The organism is Chromobacterium sp. IRSSSOUMB001 (assembly GCF_023507765.1).
GTDB classification, from domain to species: Bacteria; Pseudomonadota; Gammaproteobacteria; order Burkholderiales; family Chromobacteriaceae; genus Chromobacterium; species Chromobacterium haemolyticum.
On sequence record NZ_JALCYU010000008.1, the window covers coordinates 17,465 to 39,138 of the forward strand.

Annotated in this window: 20 protein-coding genes; 15 read left to right on the forward strand and 5 right to left on the reverse strand. The window is 62.6% G+C overall.

Annotation, left to right across the window (positions count from 1 at the left end; genetic code table 11):
• Positions 1 to 10: 10 nt before the first annotated feature.
• Positions 11 to 1,357 carry an MFS transporter gene (locus MOV80_RS12170; RefSeq protein ID WP_205423002.1) on the forward strand — a complete coding sequence of 449 codons (1,347 nt, stop codon included), beginning with the start codon at positions 11 to 13 and terminating at the stop codon, positions 1,355 to 1,357.
• A gap of 10 nt (positions 1,358 to 1,367) precedes the next feature.
• Here the strand turns inward: MOV80_RS12170 and MOV80_RS12175 are convergent, their stop codons facing one another.
• Complete coding sequence (locus tag MOV80_RS12175) at positions 1,368 to 1,838, reverse strand: hypothetical protein (protein ID WP_146176135.1); 471 nt, start codon at positions 1,836 to 1,838, stop codon at positions 1,368 to 1,370.
• A 514-nt stretch (positions 1,839 to 2,352) separates the two neighbouring features.
• Between MOV80_RS12175 and wecB the strand changes: the two genes are divergently transcribed.
• The 13 genes from wecB to prmB all read left to right on the forward strand — a co-directional run bounded on the left by wecB (position 2,353) and on the right by prmB (position 15,809).
• Positions 2,353 to 3,543, forward strand: coding sequence for a UDP-N-acetylglucosamine 2-epimerase (non-hydrolyzing) (gene wecB / locus MOV80_RS12180; protein ID WP_019100654.1), 1,191 nt, complete (start codon positions 2,353 to 2,355; stop codon positions 3,541 to 3,543).
• Positions 3,544 to 3,545: 2 nt separating this feature from the next.
• Entirely contained in the window at positions 3,546 to 5,147 is a 1,602-nt protein-coding gene (locus MOV80_RS12185; RefSeq protein ID WP_200122616.1) for a glycosyltransferase, read from the forward strand.
• Complete coding sequence (locus MOV80_RS12190; protein ID WP_019100656.1) at positions 5,144 to 6,157, forward strand: hypothetical protein; 1,014 nt, start codon at positions 5,144 to 5,146, stop codon at positions 6,155 to 6,157. The genes MOV80_RS12185 and MOV80_RS12190 overlap by 4 nt, the downstream gene beginning before the upstream one ends.
• Complete coding sequence (locus MOV80_RS12195; RefSeq protein ID WP_019100657.1) at positions 6,154 to 7,119, forward strand: hypothetical protein; 966 nt, start codon at positions 6,154 to 6,156, stop codon at positions 7,117 to 7,119. The genes MOV80_RS12190 and MOV80_RS12195 overlap by 4 nt, the downstream gene beginning before the upstream one ends.
• On the forward strand, positions 7,116 to 8,993 hold the full coding sequence (locus tag MOV80_RS12200) for a polysaccharide deacetylase family protein (RefSeq protein ID WP_019100658.1): 1,878 nt from the start codon (positions 7,116 to 7,118) through the stop codon (positions 8,991 to 8,993). Before MOV80_RS12195 ends, MOV80_RS12200 begins: the two co-directional genes overlap by 4 nt.
• Positions 8,994 to 9,054: 61 nt before the next feature.
• Entirely contained in the window at positions 9,055 to 9,852 is a 798-nt protein-coding gene (locus MOV80_RS12205) for a YaiO family outer membrane beta-barrel protein (protein WP_157222003.1), read from the forward strand.
• A complete protein-coding gene (locus tag MOV80_RS12210) occupies positions 9,849 to 10,634 on the forward strand; it encodes a hypothetical protein (protein WP_191186782.1) in 786 nt (261 codons plus the stop codon). The genes MOV80_RS12205 and MOV80_RS12210 overlap by 4 nt, the downstream gene beginning before the upstream one ends.
• A gap of 103 nt (positions 10,635 to 10,737) precedes the next feature.
• Positions 10,738 to 11,010: a hypothetical protein gene (locus MOV80_RS12215; protein WP_081574533.1), complete on the forward strand. Its 273-nt coding sequence runs from the start codon at positions 10,738 to 10,740 to the stop codon at positions 11,008 to 11,010.
• A gap of 285 nt (positions 11,011 to 11,295) precedes the next feature.
• Entirely contained in the window at positions 11,296 to 11,865 is a 570-nt protein-coding gene (locus MOV80_RS12220) for an aminodeoxychorismate/anthranilate synthase component II (protein WP_191186783.1), read from the forward strand.
• Positions 11,865 to 12,260, forward strand: coding sequence for a lysozyme inhibitor LprI family protein (locus tag MOV80_RS12225; RefSeq protein ID WP_083860588.1), 396 nt, complete (start codon positions 11,865 to 11,867; stop codon positions 12,258 to 12,260). The genes MOV80_RS12220 and MOV80_RS12225 overlap by 1 nt, the downstream gene beginning before the upstream one ends.
• A 57-nt stretch (positions 12,261 to 12,317) precedes the next feature.
• Positions 12,318 to 13,346 (forward strand): anthranilate phosphoribosyltransferase, encoded by a 1,029-nt coding sequence (gene trpD, locus MOV80_RS12230; protein ID WP_019100664.1) that lies wholly within the window; start codon positions 12,318 to 12,320, stop codon positions 13,344 to 13,346.
• 69 nt (positions 13,347 to 13,415) lie between these two features.
• Positions 13,416 to 14,792, forward strand: coding sequence for a phosphomannomutase/phosphoglucomutase (locus tag MOV80_RS12235; protein ID WP_019100665.1), 1,377 nt, complete (start codon positions 13,416 to 13,418; stop codon positions 14,790 to 14,792).
• 102 nt (positions 14,793 to 14,894) lie between these two features.
• Positions 14,895 to 15,809, forward strand: a complete 915-nt coding sequence (prmB, locus tag MOV80_RS12240; RefSeq protein ID WP_019100666.1) for a 50S ribosomal protein L3 N(5)-glutamine methyltransferase — start codon at positions 14,895 to 14,897, stop codon at positions 15,807 to 15,809.
• A gap of 118 nt (positions 15,810 to 15,927) precedes the next feature.
• Here prmB and MOV80_RS12245 read toward each other — a convergent pair whose 3' ends face one another.
• From MOV80_RS12245 to MOV80_RS12260, 4 genes are all read right to left on the reverse strand, one after another.
• Complete coding sequence (locus MOV80_RS12245; RefSeq protein WP_118267764.1) at positions 15,928 to 16,662, reverse strand: hypothetical protein; 735 nt, start codon at positions 16,660 to 16,662, stop codon at positions 15,928 to 15,930.
• 6 nt (positions 16,663 to 16,668) lie between these two features.
• Positions 16,669 to 17,220 carry a hypothetical protein gene (locus MOV80_RS12250; protein ID WP_019100667.1) on the reverse strand — a complete coding sequence of 184 codons (552 nt, stop codon included), beginning with the start codon at positions 17,218 to 17,220 and terminating at the stop codon, positions 16,669 to 16,671.
• 206 nt (positions 17,221 to 17,426) lie between these two features.
• Entirely contained in the window at positions 17,427 to 18,056 is a 630-nt protein-coding gene (locus MOV80_RS12255) for a LysE/ArgO family amino acid transporter (RefSeq protein WP_019100668.1), read from the reverse strand.
• 69 nt (positions 18,057 to 18,125) lie between these two features.
• The gene (locus tag MOV80_RS12260) at positions 18,126 to 20,516 is read right to left on the reverse strand and encodes an EAL domain-containing protein (RefSeq protein ID WP_118267766.1); all 2,391 of its coding nucleotides are present in this window, start codon (positions 20,514 to 20,516) and stop codon (positions 18,126 to 18,128) included.
• 189 nt (positions 20,517 to 20,705) lie between these two features.
• Between MOV80_RS12260 and MOV80_RS12265 the strand changes: the two genes are divergently transcribed.
• The gene (locus MOV80_RS12265) at positions 20,706 to 21,596 is read left to right on the forward strand and encodes a LysR family transcriptional regulator ArgP (protein WP_081574530.1); all 891 of its coding nucleotides are present in this window, start codon (positions 20,706 to 20,708) and stop codon (positions 21,594 to 21,596) included.
• Positions 21,597 to 21,674: the final 78 nt, after the last annotated feature.

The window sequence follows — 21,674 nt, forward strand, 5'->3', positions numbered from 1 at the left end:
GAACGCCGCCATGCCCGCCACACTGGATGTTGACCGTTTTATCGACCAAAACCGCCTCGGCCCCTTCCACGCCGTCTTGCTGACGCTGTGTTTCCTGGTCATGTTCGCCGACGGCTACGACCTAGCGGCCCTGTCCTACATCGCGCCGGCGCTGATGGAACAATGGGGGCTGAGCAAGCCGCAACTGGGCCAGGCGCTCAGCGCCGCGCTGTTCGGCCTGGCCGGCGGCGCCATGCTGGGCGGGCCTCTGGCCGACCGCCTGGGCCGCAAACCCGCGGTGATCGCATCGACGCTGCTATTCGGCGTCGGCAGCCTGCTGACCGCGGCGGCGGACTCGCTGAGCACGCTGACCGTCTATCGCCTGCTCACCGGCATCGGCCTGGGCGCGGCCCTGCCCAACACCATCACCCTGCTGTCCGAGTACAGCCCGGCGCGGCGGCGCGCACTGCTGGTCAGTTCCATGCTGTGCGGTTTTCCGCTGGGCGCCGGCGCCGGCGGCTTGTGCGCCGGCTGGCTAATCCCCTCCTATGGCTGGCGCGCGCCGCTATGGCTGGGCGGCGTCTTTCCCTTGTTGCTGGCGCTGGCGCTGTACCGCTGGCTGCCGGAATCGGTGCGCTATCTGGTGGCGCGCCGCCGCTCCGTCGCCGATATTCGTCAGCGGCTGCGCCGTCTCGCCGCCACGCCGGAACTGGAACGAGCCGCCGCCTTCCGCCTTGGCGGTCCCAGTGAAGACGCTCCGCGCGACGGCCTGCGCGCGGTGCTGAGCCGGCCCTTGGCCGCCGGCACCTTGCTGCTCTGGCTCAGCTGTTTCATGAGCATGCTGATCTATTACCTGGTAGTAAACTGGATGCCGCTACTGTTGAAAGAAGCCGGCCTCTCGCTGAGCCGCTTCGCCTGGATCAGCGCGCTGTTTCCACTGGGCGGCGGCGTAGGCTCTATTTTGCTGGGCTGGTGGATGGGCCGTGCCGAACCGCACCGCCTGTTGGCGGCCAACTTCGTCGCCTCCGGCATGCTGGCCTGGGCGATTGGCGCCGCCGTCGCTCAAGGCGAGCAAGGCGGGCAGCTGGGCTTGCTGGTGTTCTGCATGGGCTTCGCTTCCGGCGGTGGACAATCGGCGCTGGCTTCGCTGTCCGCCGCCTTTTATCCAACCCATTGCCGCGCCAGCGGGGTGGGCGGCATGTACGGCGTCGGACGCGGCGGCGCCATCTTCGGCGTGCTGGCCGGCGCGGAGTTAATGCGCCAGCAGGCGCGGCCGGACTGGATTTTCAACGCGCTGCTGCTGCCGGCGATTATCATAGCCATCTCCCTCTTGCTGAAGCGGCGACGCTACGCCCCCAGCCTGACGCGAGAAATCTGAACCGCCGCCCTTATCTCGCCGGCGCGGCCCCGTCCGCTCCAAACGCCAGGTCTCCCTCGTTGAAACTCATTTCCATTGCCTCCCCGGCGGCGTCCCGGCAACTTACCGCGAAATCCGGCCGCTCCGGACTCTTGCTGCCGGGGTGCAGCCTGACCGACGTCACTTCCATGCAGTCGCGCACTAGCGCCGCTTGGCGCCCCACATCCGCCAACGCCGGCGCCCAACCGCAAAAGGCGCCGCCCGCGAAGGACTCGGAACCGCACAACTCCCCCGCAGCTTGTTCGGCCCCCGGCAGCACTACGCCGGCGATTTCCTTCAACTCCGCCTCGTTCCTAGATGCGGCCTGTTGCTGGCTGGGCCAAGCGGTATAAGCCAATACGCCCGCTCCGGCCAGCAAAGCGGCAAACACCACGCCCACATGCGTCCATTGCAGGCGGGAAGCTTGCCCCGGTTCCTGCCGCGGCAGCGGCTGAGGGTACATTTCCTGATAAGGCGCCTGGCACAACGGACACGCGTAATGCGGCGCTCTCTGATCGCGCGGAGAATCGCCGCGCGAGTATCCGCAGTGTAAGCACAGTTTCTTTTCCATTGGCACTTCTCCCCAGGTGGAAGTCAGTCACGCTCGCCGGCGCTTTTAGAGCTGCTTCCCAAATGATTGACGCCCCCATGCGTACGTCCTGACATGCTAACAAAGAAATGCCATTGCAGTTTCACATCGCCGTCGCGACTCTTGCACTAGCGCTTTGGCCAGGTGCAATCCAATCGGATTGCTTGCCGGCGCGCACTCATCTGACCGGGGCTCACAATGGCGCTCCAGCAGGCTTGTGAATAGCGGCTCAACTCGCGCCAATATTAAACCATTTAATTTAAACAAATATTTAACTTTGTTTCTTATAAGAGTTGTGCTAGCTTAATTTAAACAATGTAAAACAGTAGTTTCAACAAAATACAAAAAGATATGCTGAACGCTCGTGAATTGCCTTGATGGAGATAATATGTTTACCGTACTAACAATCTTTGGCACCCGTCCGGAAGCCATCAAGATGGTGCCCGTGATTCACGCACTACAAGACTGCCCGGGCGTGGCGTCTAAGGTCTGTGTGACCGGCCAACACCGCGAGATGTTGGATCAGGTATTGGACTTTTTCGAAATCCGCCCGGACATCGACCTGAGGCTGATGCAACAGGGACAGAGCCTGGCGTCTTTGACCGCCAGGCTGGTGGACGCGCTAGACAAAGTCCTAGAGGAAGTCCAACCCGACGTCGTGCTGGTGCACGGCGATACAGCCACCACGCTTGGCGCCAGTCTGGCCGCGTTTTACCGCCATATTCCGATTGGACATGTTGAAGCGGGATTGCGCACCGGAGACTTGTCTTCGCCTTGGCCTGAGGAAATGAACCGTCGCGTCACCGGCATTCTTGCGTCTTGGCATTTCGCTCCGACGGAGGCTTCCCGACTCAACCTGCGGAATGAAAAGGTCGACCCTGATCGGATATTCATCACCGGCAATACCGTTGTCGATACCTTGCTGTTGGCGGTGAAGAAGCTGGAACAACAGCCGGATCTCAAGGCCGGCATCGCCTCCCAGTTTGCCTTCCTGCGCCCGGAGGCCAGAGTGATACTGGTCACCGGCCACCGCCGGGAAAATTTGGGGGAGAGGTTTGAAAGCTTCTGTCGCGCGCTGGTGCGGCTGGCCGAGCGCTACCCCGACGTGGACATCGTCTACCCGGTGCACCTCAATCCCAATGTGCGCAAACCGGTGTACGCGCTGTTGTCCCAGGTGAGCAACATTCATTTGATCGACCCGCAGCAATACCTGCCCTTCGTCTATCTGATGGCCCGTTGCCACCTCATCATCACCGACTCCGGCGGCATACAGGAAGAGGCGCCTGCGCTGGGCAAACCGGTGCTGGTCACCCGGGACACAACGGAAAGACCAGAGGCGCTTGCGGCCGGCACCGCCATGCTGGTGGGCACGGAAACCGAGCTCATCGTCCAACACGCCAGCGCCTTGTTGGATGACGAGGTGGCTTATCAACGCATGTCTCAAGCCCATAATCCCTATGGCGACGGCGACGCCGGCAGACACATCGCCGCCATTCTCTCGTCGCTGCCGCGTCGGCGGCAGGCGGCGAACACAGCCAGTCGGACCGTCGATGCGCTCGCTCCCGTACCCGGGAGATAAGCATGCCCCCGCGACTCCTACTCTGGTTGATCCTGCTGATGTGCTGTTACCCCGCCTGGTCCGCCGTGGACCCGTCCAAACCGGCCGCCAGCCACCCGCATCGCCACGGCGCGGCCACGTCTACGGAGAGCCAGGCCGCCATGGCGGCTCTGCCCATGGACCCAGACGAACACCCCTCCTCTGTCAGCCCCACAGTGAGCATCAAGGGGGCCTCGGACAATGTCGATCTGCGCCATACCCAGCAGTTGATCCTGGACCAGATCGAAGAAGCCCGTCGCCGCACCGTCAGCCAGGAGGACGACCCCCTGCTGCGGCGCGACACCGCAACGCCGTTCATCTGGCCTTTGCGCGCGCTGAGCTTCGTGCTGTACGGCGTGGTGCTCTTGGTCGTGGTGTACGCGGCGCGGCATATGGCGTTCACTTTGAACCGGCTGTTCGGCCATCAGCGCCACCCCTATCTGGACATTGAAACCGCGCAATGGCCCAAAGTCACGGTCTTCATCGCGGCGCACAATGAAGAGGCCGTGATTGCCGATGCGATGGAAGCGTTGCTTGAGTCCGACTATCCGCCTGGGCAAATGATCATCATGCCCGTCAACGACCGCTCCACGGACGGCACGCGCGCCATCATAGACCGCATCGCGGCGCGCAGACCGGACGCGATCAGGCCGTTTCACCGCACCCAGGGCAAGCCTGGCAAAGCCGCGGCGCTGAAAGATGCGACGGCATTGATCGACACCGATATTTTCATCGTCTTCGACGCCGACTACCTGCCAAGCCGCGGCCTGCTCAAGCAATTGATCGCGCCGTTCTTCGATCCGGAAGTCGGCGCCGTGATGGGCCGCGTGGTGCCCTTGAACCCGGGCGCCAACCTGTTGACCCGCATGCTGGACATGGAGCGCGCGGGCGGCTACCAGGTGGACCAGCAGGCCAGGATGAATATGAAGCTGGTGCCGCAGTACGGCGGTACGGTCGGCGGCATTCGCGTCGCCGCGCTCAACAGCGTGGGCGGCTGGCACGACGACGTGCTGGCGGAAGACACCGATTTGACCTACCGCCTGCTGATCGGCGGCTGGCTCACGGTCTACACCAATCGCTCCGAGTGCTACGAGGAGGTGCCGGAGAGCTGGCCGGTTCGCATCCGGCAATTGATGCGCTGGACGCGCGGCCATAATCAGGCGCTGGCGCGACATGTCGGCCGTCTGCTGAGCACCCGAGGAGTGCAACGGCGGGAAAAACTGGACGGGCTTCTGCTGTTGGGCACTTACGCCATGTCCCCGCTGCTGCTGCTCGGCTGGGCCATCACCTTGGTGCTGTTCTTTTTCGACAGCATGCTGCCGTCCCCCGGCCTCCTGCTGATCCTGGCCCTGGTCTGCTACAGCGCGATGGGCAATTTCGCCGCCTTTTTCGAGATCGGCGCCGCCTGCTATCTGGACGGCAACGGCAAAAGACTGCGTATTTTGCCTTTCGCCATTCTTGGCTTTTTGGTCAGTCTGGTCACCATTTCCCGCGCCACGCTGCAGCAGTCGCTGGTCGAACCCTTCAAGAAAAACAGAACGCTGCATTGGGATAAAACCAAGCGATATCGGAGACAGCCGGGATGATGGCCATACTTTACGTGCTCGGCGTGGCGCCGCTGATCGCGCTGCCGCTCTTGCCCGGTCTATTGGAGTTGCTGCGCAAGACCGACGCCTCCGCGCTGGGCATCAACCGGCTGCACACCGGCACCGCCGACGTCTTCGCCCGCAACTACCGGCAACGGCTGGAAACGCTGGACTTGGGCGAGCGGCGGCAGGACTGGAACGCTCGCCTGGACGCCATCGGGCCGGAAAACCGCCCGGTCGTGGACGAGGAGGTCTTGGCCGCGGGCGAGTTGCGCATTCCGGCGCGCTTCAGTTTCCTGAAAGAAATCCATTGCGACGACAACGTCGTCACCGGTCCGGGCGTGATCCTGCGCAGCGTCTTGGCCGACGGCGATCTGAACCTGGGACGGAGCAGTTCGATTCTGCGTTGGGCCGGCGCCCGTAACGTCCGCATCGAGCCGGACAGCCTGTTGTTCGGGCGCACCGTGGCGGAGGACACCCTGGATATTTCGGGACCTGTCCGCTTCCAGCGCCTTCAAGCGGCAACCATCCGCATGGGAGAAACCCCGCGCCATCAGCCCCCGGCCACGCCGCTGCGTGAGGTGGATATCGAAAGTTTGGAAACGCCCCACCCCTTTAACTCGGAAATGCGCCGCGCGGTAATGGACGGCGATTTCCTGCTACCGGAAAACAGTTTGCTACGCGGACACTTGGTGGTGCGCGGCGGCTTGAGCATCGGCCCCGGCTGCCGGATCGAGGGCAGCGTCAAAGCCAGCGGACCCGTCCGCCTGGCCAGAGGAGTGGTCGTGGACGGCGCCGTTGTTTCCGATGACTCCATCATCTGCCGCGAGAACTGTCTCTTGCTGGGCCCGGTTGTTGCCGACCGGATTGTCGTCATTGGCGCCCATTCCGTATTGGGCGCGCCGGACTCGCCCAATACCGTTTCCTCGCGCTTGGTGCTGCTCACGCCGCCCCTGATCGCTCACGGCACTATCTGGGCCCGCATCCGCGGCAAGGTGCGCGGCCGATGAAGCATCTATGTTTACTGCTGGCCTTGTGTTGCGGAACAAGCCAGGCCGCGGACAGCGCATTCAAGCTGCCTGGCTACCAGGACGAGGACGGCGCCATTCTGCTGCAAGCGCATGGACGGCATGTCGACCCCTATTTCGCCATGAAAGCCTTGCTGACGGCCGAGGAGCTGGGGCTGTCCATCGCTCCGGCCACGGACGCTTGGGTGGCGTGGCTGGCGCCCAGGCAGGAGCGCAACGGCAGCTTTCCCCGCTTCGAGCGCCAAACGGACGGTGCCTGGCGCCGAACGGCCGACGCCGACGCCGACGACTCCACGCTGGCCATGTGGATTTCCCTGCTGAGCCGGCGGTATGGGCAACAAGACATGCCCCCGCCGCTTCAGGCATCGCTGGCGCGCGCCAGGCGGGCGCTGTGGCGACTGAGGCAAACCCGCAGCGGCATTTATGACTATGCCGCGGGCGTCAAGCTGGGCTACCTGATGGACAACGTCGAAGTTTACGCCGCGCTGCGCGACGACTGCGCCAGAACAGGCGCCAGTTGCCGGAGGATGCGACAGTTGGCCGCGGCGCTTCCCAAAGCGTTTTGGGAGACGAAAACCCGACGCTGGCGCGTAGCCAGCCGCGACCTTCCCCCTGTCGCCTTCTACCCGGAAGCCGCCGCGCAACTGTTCCCCCAAATGGAGGGCATGCCGGCGATGCCGGGGCAAGCCTCCTTCGACGCCTGGCTGCAGGGCGAAGGCCGGCCCTGGCTTGCTCAGGACAAGGCGCATCTGGACTTCCCATGGGGCGTGCTGGCCCTGGCCGCGTTAAGAGACGGCCGGGAGGACGCCGCGCGCGCCTGGTTGCAGAAGGCGGCGCCCGCGCGAGGAACCCCGCGCTGGAATGTGCTGGAGGAGGCGGTTTTTCAAGGACTGGAGCGCCGTCTGGCCACAACGGCGGAGCAAGAACAAAGGTTGGAAAAATGAATAAGATTCGATCCTGTCCCCGCTGGGTGTTCATCATCCTGCTGCTGGGGCTAATACTGGCGGCAAGCGCGATCTGGCACAGCTTGCGCGCAAGGCAAACGCCGCAGCCCCAGGCTTTCATCGCCTTGCTGCTGCCGGACAAACCGGCCAGCGGCAAATACTCGCTGGCATGGCAAGACGCCGCCAGCGAAGGCGGCGTGGCGATGATGCAAATCACCGCCAGCCAACTGGTGGACATGGAACCGGAGCAACGCGCCCGTCTCCGCGGCATCATCTTGCCGGACACGATACACCGCTATGTCGATGCGGCGCTGACCGGAGTGCTGGAGGAGTACGTGCAGGCCGGCGGCGCTCTATGGATCAATTACGACGCCGCCAGCGAAAACGCCGGCGGCCGCTTTTTGGACAAACCGGCGCTCTCGCGCCTGGTGGGCGTGGATTATCTGCTGTACCGGGAGTTGGGCAAGCAGATGGTGCGCAGAGATTTGATGTTGATGCCGCCCTCCGCCGTTGCCGAGCTGGGCATCACCCCCGGCCGCTTCCAGCCCTATCCGGACGGCAAATCCGCCTTGCTGCAAGCCTCGACCTACGGTTACGACCAGGCGGCGTTCAGCTACCTGGCGACCCGCGGCAGCTTCCCGGGACGCGTGCTGGCTCAAGGGCCGGACGGCACCTTGATTGCCGGCGTGCGCGATTACGGCCGCGGCAAGGTCTTGTTCGTCAACCTGCCGGTCACTTTTCTCAAAATACGCACCGACGGTTTGTGGCTGCAGTCCTACCTGCACTTCTTCAATAGCCAAGTTCTACATCTGCCCCAATTGGCCTCCGTGCCGGACGGCGTGGGCGGGCTGGTAATGAACTGGCACGTCGACGACGCCAACGCCATTCCCTATCTGGACTTGCTCAAAAAACTGGGTTTTCTTGAGCAAGGCCCTTATTCCGTCCATTTCACCACCGGGCCGGACACCAATCAGCCCGGAGACCACCGAGGCATGGACCTCGCCCATAACCCGAAGGCTCAGGACTGGGTTCGTCGCTTGAGCGAGCGGGGTTACGAAATCGGCGCGCACGGCGGCTGGGCTCACAACTACTTCGCCTTCAACATCAATGAGCATAACGGCAAACGCTGGGAACCCTATCTCGCCAACAACAAGAAAGATCTTGAAAAACTCACCCAACAACCTCTCACCGAGTATTCAGCGCCCAACGGCCACCATCCGGACTGGGTAACCACTTGGCTGCGCCAGCACGGCGTGCTGGCTTATTACTACGTGGGCGACCTGTCCATGGGGCCCACTCGAGCCTATATCGATCCAGCCAACATGCATGGCCGGCCCTGGGCCTTCCCGGTATCGGCCAACGGCGGCATCGCCTCCTTCGAAGAAGCCGTGCGCAATAAACTGCCCAGCGCCCAGATGACGCTTTGGCTGCAGGACATGACACGTTTCGCGGTGCAACAGCGGGTGGCGCGCCTGGTTTATTTTCATCCTCCGGGTGTCTATTTCTATCAGCAAACCGTCCGCGAATGGCTGGCCCAAACCCGGACTTTGGGCAAGCAGGGCGTGTTTCATTGGTACACGATGACCGAGCTGTCCCGTTTCCTGTCCCAACGAGAACTGACCCAATGGCAAGCCGCGCCGGCGGAGGGCCGGGACGCGTCCTGGATCAGCATAAGCGCGCACAACCCAAAGACCTTGGCGCGGCAAAGCTGGCTGCTGCCCAAAACCCCAACGCCGCCCATGCTGAGGTCCGGCCAAGCCGATATCGAAGCGCTGCCGGACGCTTGGCGAATCACCGCCCGATCCGGGCAGGACCTTAGATTTGAATACGTGCAAACAGCGAGCAACACTTTGGAGAGCAGCCATGCTCAGTAAACGATTAGCGCAAATCTGCCTTTTGGCCCTGTCTCTTGCCGGGCATGCCCGCGCCGACGAAATGGCGGCCCCTGATACGCCGGAAACGGCGTCCGCTCCCGCAGATGTCGAGACAGAGTCCCCGCCGTCAGCGCCGGAGCCGTACTCATGGGCGCGCAGCATCGAGATCGGCGCGCAACACTCCCGTCTCACCGGAAACAACCCCGCCTGGGATGGCGTTTATCTGTCCGGTGTCTGGCAAACCGACGCCGGCAACGTCTTCGATTGGACCGCGGAGCAGGACAGCCGCTTTGGCGAACGGGGCATGGCCTTGAACGGCGGCTGGAACCACGACATCAACCCGGACTGGTACGGCAGACTGGAGTTGGGGCGCAGCAGCAGCGGCACCTTCTGGCCCGGCACCCACTACGGCGCGGCCATCAACCGGAAATGGCTGCCCAACCGCAATCTAGTCACCACCTTCGGCCTGGCCTACAACGACAATCGCCAAGGCTATAGCGACCGCATTCTGACCTTGGGCATGGTCTATTACTTCGACGCGCCCTGGGTCGTGGAAGGCGGCGTGCACCGCACCTTGAGCAACCCCGGCAGCGTAAGCTCCATGCAGGGTTACGGCGCGGTGACTTATGGGCGCGACCGCTGGCGCCTGATCACCCTGGCCGTCAACGCCGGCGGCGAGGGTTATATGCCCATCGGAGTCGACCAGCCCAAGCAGAGCTTCGACAGCCAACTCTATCAACTGAGCTGGAGGGAGTGGATAGGCAAGCATTGGGGCATCCATGCCGCCGTTGAACGCTACCACAGCCCCTATTACGAGCGTACCGGCATCACTACCGCCGTGTTCTGGAACCTGCCATGAGCCTTCAAGAACGTCTGAAACATTTCAAGGCGCTGCGCCACACCGGCCATGGGGGCGAACTCATCTCCCTGCACCGGGCCATGCGCACAGAATCCTTCCAACGTCTTCGCTGGCTGGAGATCCTCGGCATTCCGCTGCTGTTCAACCTGTTGCTGCTCGCCTTCCTGCCGCAAACGCTTGCGCTATGGCGGCTCGTCACGCAATGGAGCATAGCGGTTACCGGCGTGCCGGCCCAGCTCTCCAGCCTGGAGATACTGAACGGACAAATACCGGGCTTATTGTTGCCGTGGCTGGATCTGCCGGCCTCGGTGCCCTCGTTCTGGCAATGGTGGGGCAACGGTCTCGCCGGCCTGCTGCTGCTGTTGCTGTCGTTTTTGATCAGCCCGGAAAACATGCCGATGCGCTACTTGCTGCGCTTGTTCGTCATCATCCATGGCTGTTCCTGCGTTTACTTTGCCCTATTGCCGGCGGCCTTCAACCACTCCCTTCCCGAATATCACAGCTCCTGCCTGACATTTGTGCTCACCTTGCTGTTTTTGATGCCCTGGGTGCACGCGCTGACCTTTCACGTGCTGGAAAAACCGCTCTGGCACAAGTTTGCCCTCACCGGGGTCTCCCTGGCCTATTTGCTGCTTGAGGCTCCGCTGCATTACTTCGCCGCCGCCCTGGTGCTGCACTACGGCTCGCTGCTGTTCATGCCCCTGCTGTTCATACTGGGCAGCCTGATGATGGAGGTCATGATGATGATTGCGCTATACGCCTGGGCGATGAGTTGGGAGTAAGAACGGCAAATCCCCTGATGCGAAATATATCCGCGCCCTATCATTCAAACCGCGCGGCGCGTGTATCCTGTGGCGTGGATAGCAATCAAGACAGGGAGGACGCATGGGTTTCAGCTCAGATGAAAAAAACAAGATGGTGGCTTTGAAAGGCGTGGGCGCCACCGTTGTGTCCAGACTGGAGCAAATCGGCTTTTCTTCCTTGGCGCAGTTGGCGGACCAGGACCCGGCCTTGCTGACGCGCCAGATCGCCGACATGATGGGCTCCAGCTGCTGGCACAACAGCCCGCAAGCCAGGGCCGCCATCCAGGCCGTTGTCGATCTGGCCCGCGCGGAGCGCCGCCTGGCCGCGGCGACGGACCTGGACCCGATTGCCTGATAGACGGGCGGCAGTTTGAGTCGACAACGTGGATGCTATGGCGGAGGTGGCATTGCTGCGGGTTGCGATATTAATAGAGAGGTATAAGACGGTGCTGGGCGGCAGGCCGGCCAAACCGTTTTGATGAGGTGCTGCGAACAGCCCGATCATCCGGTATAGTGTTTTTCATCCCAACCCCCAGCAGCAGTCTTAAAAGCCCAGCAAAACCATTTGGGGGTACAAACGGGGGTATCAAACACACGGCAAGTCACTTGCCCACAGCAAAATCAAGGACTTAAGCCAATCATGCTGTTGATGATCGACAACTACGACTCCTTCACCTACAACCTGGTGCAATACTTCGGCGAGCTGGGTCAAGAGGTCAAGGTGTACCGCAATGATGAAATTTCCTTGCAGCAAATCGAAGCGCTGCAGCCTAAATACCTGGTGATCTCGCCCGGCCCCTGCACGCCCAACGAGGCGGGTGTGTCCGTGCCGGCCATCCAGCACTTCGCCGGCAAGCTGCCCATCATGGGCGTGTGCCTGGGGCATCAGGGCATAGGCCAGGCTTTCGGCGGCCGCATCGTCCACGCCAAACAACTAATGCACGGCAAGGTATCGCCGGTTAAACACCGCGATGTCGGCATGTTCCGCGGCCTGCCCAATCCAGTGACCTGTACTCGCTACCATTCCTTGGTGATCGAACGCGAGACGCTGCCGGACTGTCTGGACGTCACCGCCTGGACCGACGACGGCGAAATCATGGGCGTGCGCCACAAGACGCTGCCGATCGAAGGCGTGCAGTTTCACCCGGAATCCATCCTCACCGATCACGGCCACGCAATGCTGGACAACTTCCTGAAAGAGTTCGCCTGATGAAGAGAATGTTGATGCTGAGCACCGCGCTGGCTTTGTCCAGCGCGGCGCAGGCCGGCGCGCTGGACGACTGCATGCGTACGGAAGCGCAGACTCCGGCGGTATCCGCCTGCCTGCAACAGCGGCTGAGCAAAGCCGAAGCCGAACTGGCCCAAAGCGAAAACAGGGCCTCCGCCGCGATGCGCGAGCTGGACCAGATCACCGGCAACCGCTACCGCGCCCGGCTGGCGCTCAGCCAATCCAAGCGCGCCTTCAAGACCTATCTGGACAAGCAATGCCGTTGGGTGGCCAGCAGCTACGCCAGCGGCAACGGCGCGGACCAGGCGCAAGCCGCCTGCCGCGCCGACCTGATCGAGCAGCGCCTCTCCCAGCTGGCGGCGCACGCCGGCAATTGAATTTTTGGACGGCCCGCCTCCGCGCGGCGCCGCCCACGCAAGCAAAAGGACTCCCCGATGATTACCCCGCAGGCCGCGCTGAACCGGCTGATCGACGGCAACGAACTGTTTTATGACGAAATGCTGGACTTGATGCGCCAGATCATGCGCGGCGAACTGACGCCGGCGCAAACCGCGGCCATCCTGATCGGCCTGCGCGTCAAAGTGGAATCGGTGCTGGAAATCGCCGCCGCCGCTACCGTGATGCGCGAGTTCGCCACTCCGGTGCCGATCAGCCAGCGCGACCACTTGGTGGACACCTGCGGCACCGGCGGGGACAAATCCCACACCTTCAACATCTCAACCACCTCCGCCTTCGTCGCCGCGGCGGCAGGCGCCCGCGTGGCCAAACACGGCGGTCGTTCAGTGTCCTCCAGTTCCGGCAGCGCCGACGTGCTGGAGTCGCTGGGCGTCAAACTGAGCTTGAGCGCAGAGCAAGTGGGCCGTTGCGTCGACGAAATCGGCATCGGATTCATGTTTGCGCCCAACCATCACACGGCGATGCGCCACGTGGCGCCCATCCGCAAGGAGCTGGGCGCCCGCACCATTTTCAACATCCTGGGGCCGCTGACTAATCCGGCCGACGCCGAGAATCAGTTGATGGGCGTGTTCCACCCGGACCTGGTGGGCATCCAGGCGCGGGTGCTGAAGCAGTTGGGCAGCCGCCACGCGCTGATCGTGCACGGCCTGGACGGCCTGGACGAGCTGACCTTGTCCGGCCCCAGCATGGTGGCTGAACTAAAGAACGGGCAGATCGAGGAATACCAGCTGGATCCGCGCGAACTGGGCCTGGATTTCGCCGAGCTCAAGCAGCTGCGGGCAGATACCGCCGCAGCTTCGCGCGACATTCTGTTGGCGGTGCTTGACGGCCAAGCCGGCCCCGCGCGCGACATCGTCTGCCTCAACGCCGCCGCAGCCATCTACACGGCAGGCGTTTCCCCTACCCTGGCCGACGGTGTTACCATGGCGCGCGAAGCGCTCGACTCCGGACAAGCCCGCGCCAAGCTGGACCAATTGATCAGCCTGAGCGCCGCGCTGGCCGCCTGAGCCCCCAATTTCCGACGCGGAGCGCCGCCGCTCCGCGCTCATCCTTCATTTCGATTGCATAAGAACGCCATGAGCAAACTGTCCAAAGACATCTTCAAGGCCTATGACATCCGCGGCATCGTCGGCAAGACCCTGACCAATGACGTAGCCCGCCAGATCGGCCAGGCCGTCGGCTCCGAAGCCAAGGCCCGCAAAGTGAAAACCATCGTGGTAGGCCGCGACGGCCGCCTGTCCGGCCCGGACCTATGCCAGGCCCTGGCCGAAGGCATTCAGGCCGCTGGCGTCGACGTGATCGACGTCGGCCGCGTCGCCACCCCAATGCTGTACTTCGCCGCCCATGAGCTGGGCTCGATGTCCGGCGTGATGGTCACCGGCAGCCACAACCCGCCAGACTACAACGGCTTCAAGATGATGTTGGCCGGCAACACCCTGGCCGGCGACGACATCCAAAAACTGTACCAGCGTATCGTCGACGGCGATCTTTCCAGCGGCGAAGGCGCTTACGGCACCCACGACATCGCCGAAGCCTACTTGGACCGCATCACCTCCGACATCAAGCTGGAGCGCCCGCTCAACATCGTGGTGGACTGCGGCAACGGCGTGCCCGGCGCTTTCGCCCCGGTGCTGTTCCGTCGCCTGGGCTGCCGCGTGCGCGAACTGTTTTGCGATGTGGACGGGAATTTCCCCAATCACCACCCGGATCCGGCCAAGCCGGAAAACCTGCAGGACGTGATCGACGCGCTGCAGAAAACCGACGCTGAAATCGGCCTGGCCTTCGACGGCGACGGCGACCGCCTGGGCGTGGTGACCAAGGACGGCACCATCATCTGGCCGGATCGTCAGTTGATGCTGTTCGCCGCCGACGTGCTGGAACGCAATCCCAAGGCCAAGATCATCTACGACGTGAAGTCCACCCGCCTGCTCAAGCCGTGGATCAAACAGAACGGCGGCGTGCCGGTGATGGCTCGCACCGGCCACAGCTTCATTAAGGCCAAGATCAAGGAAACCGGAGCACTGCTGGCCGGCGAGATGAGCGGCCACGTATTCTTCAAGGAACGCTGGTACGGCTTCGACGACGGCATGTACGCCGGCGCTCGCCTGCTGGAAGTGCTGTCCCGCGTGGAGAATCCGAGCGAGCTGCTCAATGCGCTGCCCAATGCGGTGTCCACGCCGGAACTGAATCTGAAGATGGCCAAGGAAGGCGAAAACCACGCCTTGATCGCCAAACTGCAGGCCTCCGCCCGCTTCGACGGCGCAGAGGAGGTCAACACCCTGGACGGCCTGCGCGTGGAGTATAAGGACGGCTTCGGCCTGGCCCGCGCCTCCAACACCACGCCGGTGATCGTGCTGCGCTTCGAGGCCGACAACGACGCGGCGCTGGAGCGCATCAAGGGCGACTTCCGCCGCGTGCTGGGCACCGCCACCGACGCCAAGCTGCCGTTCTGACGCCCGCCGTTCAAAGTCATTGCCCGCGCTCTCCGCGAGCGTGAATCAACACCGCCGGGGACATGGCCGCAGCCATGTCCCTGTTGTATTGAAAGGAAAACCATGTACGCCCAGGCTGCATCCAGCTTCACCACCTTGCGCGACCTGCTGCGCTTCGCCGTATCGCGTTTTAACGACGCAGGCCTGTTTTACGGCCACGGCACTCAGAACGCCTACGACGAAGCAGCCTATCTGACGCTGTCCGCGCTAAAGCTGCCGATGGATCAGCTCGAGCCCTTCCTCGACGCCAAGCTGCTGCCCACCGAGGTTCAGGACGTGGTCGACATGATCGAGCGCCGCGCCGAACAGCGCGTGCCGGTGGCTTATCTGACCCACGAAGCCTGGCAAGGCGACTTCAACTTCTACGTGGACGAACGCGTGCTGGTGCCGCGCTCCTTCATCTACGAGCTGCTGGGCGAGCCGCTGCAACCGTGGATCGAACACCCGGAACTGGTCCAGCGCGCGCTGGACCTGTGCACCGGCTCCGGCTGCCTGGCCATCCAACTGGCGCACCACTATCCGGACGCGGAAATCGACGCGGTGGATATTTCCCTGGACGCGCTGGAAGTGGCTGCCATCAATGTGCAGAACTACGGCCTGGACGAGCGCGTGCAGCTGATCCACACCGATATGTTCGAGGGCCTAGAGGAAAAGTACGACCTGATCATCTCCAACCCGCCCTACGTCGACGCCGAATCGGTGGACGCGCTGCCACCGGAATATCTGCACGAGCCGGAACTGGCTTTGGGCTCCGGCGAAGACGGCCTAGACGCCACCCGCGAAATCCTGCGACGCGCGCCGGACTTCCTGAACGACAAGGGCGTGCTGCTGGTGGAGATCGGCCACAACCGCGACATGCTGGAAGAGTGCTTCCCCACCCTGCCCTTCATGTGGATGGAAACCGAGAGCGGCGACGGCTTCGTATTCCTGATCACCCGCGAGGATCTGGTGGCCGGCCTGGCCGCTGACGCTCAGTAAAGCCTGTTCAAAGTCCACTGCGTTTCAGCGCATAGTGGATGAGCGCATGTAAAACGCCAAGCTTCGCAAACGAAAAACCGGCGGCCCCCTTGCGGGGGTCGCCGGTTTTTTGCGACCGCTAGCCTTTGGACTGAGCCGCTCCCGGATGCAATTCGCGCCAAATCTGCTCCGCGCGCTCCGTCGCCGCCGCTTTCTGCCCGGCGTTCAACTGCCGATAGTCCTTGGTGGTCAGGAACCAGTCCGCGCTCAACGTGTCTCCGGCCCGCCGCGCCACCAGATTCCAGGCCGCGGCCTCCAAGGGCTGCCGTTCCAGCAGATAGCTCTCGGAGATCATCGCCGCCGCATGGCGGTTGCCCAGCCGGTACGCCTGCTGCAAAGCGGCGCGCGCCTCCTCGCGGTAACGCATCTCGGGCTCAAAGCCCGGCCGCTGCGGCTTGCCATCCAGCTCGAACAGATAGCGCTCTGCCAAGTGAGTCAAGGCCTGGACATTGCCGGCGGCCGCCAACTTCCGCAGCTCGGCCAGCGGCATCCGGTAGAAGCGCTCGTCGATGACGTAGCCCAGTTGGCGCAAAACCTGCTTGCGCTGGCGTTCGGTCTTGCTCTCGGGCAAGGGCTCCGCCGGAGCAGCGGCCGGAGCCGGCCCGTCGCCAACCGCGAAGCTCAGCCCCTGGTAAGCCCTCGCCGGCACCTCCCCCTTGGCCGGCTGCGACGCGGCTCCGGCAGCCCCGGCGACCAAAGCCGCCGGGGCCGGAACGCTCAGGCCAAGCCGCGCACGAACCGGTTCAGGCAGACTGACCCAGGCCAGGCCCAACAGAGCCAGCCCGCCGGCCAGCCCCCACGCTTGCTTGCCCATCGTCGATTAGATCGAGTTCAGGCAAGCGTTGAGCCCGTTGGCGTGGCCGTAGCGCGAATAGTAATCGCGTTGAGACGGCGTGCCGTGTTCGCCGTAATCGGCGGCGTTGCGCGCCGAAGCCACCGCGTTCTCGATAAAGCTCGGATAGCGCAGATTGGTTTCGGCGTACTTGGCGAAAGTTCCTCCCACGCAATCGGCCTGCAACTCCTGCATCGGCGCCTGACGGTAGATATTGTGGGTGAACTGGATGGAATGGCCCCATTCATGCGCCAGGATGAACTTGGCCACATAGTTGCCGTAGCTGTTTTCCTGTTGCTGCAGGAAGCCGGTGCCCACGCTGATGGTGTAAGGCCCGCACGCCATCGCGCTCAGTTGAGGTTCGCGGCAAGCGTACTGGTTGACGTAGACCGTCGGCCGCGCGTAGCCGCCGAGAAAACCGCGAATCTCGTTGGCGCTGGACTGGATGTAACTGTTGTTCACCGGAGCGGCCGCAACCTGGACGGATGCGCCGGCCAATACAGAAACCCCAATCAAACCGGCTTGGATCAGACTTCTCATGACTAACTCTCCTTATGTTGTTCACAACGGAGATTTAGTTATGGTAAATGATTTGGTATTTACAAAATTATTTTGCAATTCCAAATACATAAATACGTGGTGAAAAATTACCTTGTCACAACAAACTACATATGAAAAAGTGACGGGTTGCTTAAAAGCAAGCCGTCACTTTCAAAAAACAAAGCGCCAACTCCCATCCCAGCCGCTCAGGCCATCCCCTCGAAACCGTAATTGCGCAACAACATGAACGCGGTGAACAGCATTACCAGGCCAATGACGCAATCCAGCACCCGCCAGCTTTGCGGACGCTGAAACAGGGGCGCCAGCTTGCCGGCGAAGCAGCCGATCGCGCCGAACCACAGCACGGAGGCGCTGAGGCTGCCCAACAGAAAGGATGGCGCGGCACTCTCTCCATAAATGGCGGACACGCCGCCGATCAGCACCACGGTGTCCAGCCAGGTATAGGGATTGAGCAAAGTCACCGCCAGCACGGTGCGAATAGCGCGCTTGCGATCTTTCTCCACGCCGCCCGCCAGCGACATCGCCCCAGGCGTCAAGGCGGAACGAAAGGCTTTATAGCCCAGCCACAGGATGAAGCCCGCGCCCAGCCAGGTCACCGTGACAATGAAGCCGGGAATCGCATTGAGCAGTTTGCCCACGCCCATTACCCCGCAGGCGATCAGAAACACGTCCGCGACAATACAGATCGCCACAATGGGCAGGATGTGGCTGCGGCCTATGCCCTGCCGCAATACGAAGGCATTCTGCGGCCCAATGCCGACAATCTGCCCGATGGATAGCCCAAGGGCAGACAGATAAACGCTAAAGTTGAACAAGAGCCGCTCCCGGAAATTTTCAACACAGACTAAAGGAGCGGCATAGCAAAGTAAAACTAATAAAAATTATTATATATAAGTGGAATTAATACTTGCTCGCCGCTCCCAATCCGCCATCCACTCCGGTAACTGCTTAGGGTCCACCGGCGGTGAAATCTCGTACCCCTGTCCGTCCAGGCAGCCTATTTCCAGCAGACGGTCCCAGATCGCCCGGCTTTCCACCCCCTCCACCACCAGTTTGCGCCCAGTGTAGTGGGCAAAGGACACCATGCTGCGGATGATGGCCTCGTTACCCGGCGTATCCAGCAGCAGCCGGACAAAGCGCTGGTCTATCTTGATGGTGTCGAAGGGCAGTTGCTGTAAATGCACCAGCGAGGATGCCCCGGTGCCGAAATCGTCCAAGGCGATGGACAGGCCGAGATCGCGGCAATGCTCCAACTTGGCTGTGATCTGCTCCGCCTCCTGCTGGGTCACGCTCTCCAGCACTTCCAGCTCCAGGTAGCCGGCCGGCAGCGGGTAAGCCTGCAACAAAGCCTGGATGCCAGGCACAAAGCCCTCGTGCTTCAAAGTGATGGCGGAAAGATTGACGCTGACCGGAATGTGACGGCCGTCCGCCAGCCATTCGCCTGACTGACGCAGCGCTTCGCGCAGCACCCACCAATCCAGCTCCCGCATTAAGTCGGTGTTCTCTATCGCGGGAAAGAAGGCCCCCGGCATTTCCAAGCGGCCATCACGACGCCAGCGCACCAGCGCCTCCACGCCTTCGATTCGGTTGTTGCGCAGATTGATCTTGGGCTGATAAAACAGCGCCAGCTCTTCGCGGGCGATGGCCTGCGCGAAAGCGTTGCGCACCGCGTGCATGTGCTGGATCTCTTCATCCATGGTCACATGGTAATAACGGCAATGGCCGCCGCCCGCCTCCTTGGCCCGGCTCAACGCCAACTCGCCGCGCCGCAACAGCGCGGAGGCGTCGCTGCGGTCGCTCACCGGCTCCACCACAATACCCATGCTGCAGCGGGTGTGAATCACCACGCCCATGCAGTCCACCGGCTGCTGCAGGCTACCCATCAGACTATCCACCAGTTGGTCCAGCCGTTCGTGGCGGTCGCTGCAAGCAACGAAGCGCGAAGCGCCCACCCGGCCGACGTAGCCGTAGGGATAGATGCAGCGCCGTAGCCTATTGGCCACCTCGCACAACACCGCGTCGCCGCCCTCGTGTCCCAGGCGAGCGTTGATTTCGTGAAAACCTTCGATGGACAGCACCAGCACCGCCAGTTGCGCGTTGGCGCGCCGGATCTGCAACTGCTTATTGATGTGCTCTTTCATCAGGTGACGGTTGGGCAGGCCGGTCAACGGGTCATGAAAGGACAGGAAGGCCAGTTCGGACTCGGCGCGATGGCTGCGCTCCAACGCGTCCTGGCGCTCCAGCGCGCGACTGATCTCCCGCGCCATAGTGTCCACCAAGGCCACCTTGGTGTCGTCGAAAAAGCCCGGCAAACCAGAATACAGCGACAGGGTGCCGATCACCTGTTCGCGCAAGGTCAACGGCGCCACCAGCGCGCTGCGCACATTCCGGGCGTTGAGCACGCGCATCCACGGCTGCATCGACGGATCTTCGCCGCAATCGTTGACCACCTGCACCGCCAGGCCGCGGATGGCCCGACCGCTGGGCCCGCGGCCATGCAGGCTTTCGGAATGCGCAGAGACTTGCAGCCAGGGGATGAAGGCTTCGGCGTGAGCGCCGGCCATCGCGGCGGGACGCACGCTTTGCGATTCGGCGTCCAGCAGGCCAACCCAGGCATGGGAGAAATCGCCCTCGCGGACGCAAACGTCGCAAATCGCCTGAAACAGCTCGCGACGCTCGGAACAGCGCACCAGGGCCATGCTGACGCCGCTGAGAGTGGCGTACAAACCGGACATGGTCTGCAAATGGCGGTGCTTGCTGTCCACCGCTTCCTGCAAGGACTGCTGGTGGCCGTGCAACTGCAGCATCTGGTCCAGCAAAATGCGCTTGCGCAGCAGCCTAGACAGCGCGGCGAGCTCGTCCAGATCCAGCCCGGCCTCGGCCAGCCGCGCCAGGAAATGCGCCTGACAGCGCTCGTAAGCGCCCACCACCCACATCAGCCCCACGCCCAGCTGGCGCATCAAGCGCCCCTGCTCCACCACGCGCCAGGCGGCGCGGCCGCTCACAGGACGGGTCAGCATCCGCTCGCAATATTGCAACAAGGCATCCACCAGGGAATCGATGCCGCCCGGCAGGCGCTCGCTCAGCAGCGCCAGCGTGTCCGGGCATTTCAACGCATACCAGTAAAACTCCTTGCCCAAGGCCTCCTTGCGCGACAACAAGAGCGGAGCATGGACGGTGAGCTTCGCCATATGATCCGCCCGAACCCCGATAAAACGGCACATGCCATCCAATAGTGCCTTATTATCTGCTTGCATCTTCAACATGCCTGTCATTGGCCATGAGCCGCCGGCGCCAGCCGATCAGAACCGTCGCCGCCAGCCGCTCTAATTATTTTTATGCCGCCACCGCGTGCAGGCAAACCTTTGTACCGTCCGTGTTCGGACGAAGCAGCACAACATGCCATAGGTCGCGGCGACAAAGCAAGAAACACCGTGGAATTATCACGGCGAGGACGTCAATACATGCTTGATCCTAAACAACTGGAAACCTTATCGGCCGTAGCCGAAACCGGGGGCTTCGACAAGGCGGCCAAAAAGCTGTTCCTGACCCAGTCCGCCATTTCCCAACGCATCCGTCAGTTGGAAGAACAACTGGGCCAGCCGGTGCTGACCCGAACCATTCCGGCCGAGCCCACCGAGGCCGGCCGCCAGCTGCTGCAATACTTCCGCCAGATCAGCCTGATGGAAAACCATTTGATGAACACCCTGTTGCCCAGCGGTCCGCGGCAGGAGTTCACCACTCTCGCCATCGCCGTTAACGCGGACAGCCTGGCCACCTGGTTTTTGCCGGCGGTGCGGCCGGTGCTGGACAGCCAGCCAGTGCTGCTGGACATCATGGTGGATGATCAGGACTATACCCACGAGTTGATGCGCGCCGGCCATGTGGTCGGCTGCGTCAGCACCCGGCCGCAGCCGATTCAGGGCGGAGACAGTTTGTTCCTCGGCCACATGCGCTATCTTTGCGTCGCCACCCGCGATTTCGCCCGCCGCTATTTCCCGGACGGCGTCACCGAGTCCGGACTGGCCGCCGCGCCCACCATTCTGTACAGCCGCAAGGACGATGTGCATCGAGAGTTTCTCTTGCACACCGTGTCCTATCACGGCGGCTTTCCCTATCTGACCGTGCCCACGCCGCAGGGCTTCGTCGAGATCACCCGCCAGGGCCTGGCTTACAGCCTGCTGCCCGAGCTGATGCTGGACGACGACATCGCCGCCGGCCGGCTGATCGATCTGTTTCCGCAACAGCATCTGGACATTCCCTTGTATTGGCACCACTGGAGGGTGGAGTCGGAATTGTCTCAGGCGCTGGCCGACGCGATGGCGCGGCATTGCCAAGAGCACCTGCGCCAATGATCAGTCGAGGCCGCTTGCGCCAGGCCGGATATTGACAGCCCGGCCGCGCCCGGCGCAACATGCCACGCCAATAGCAAC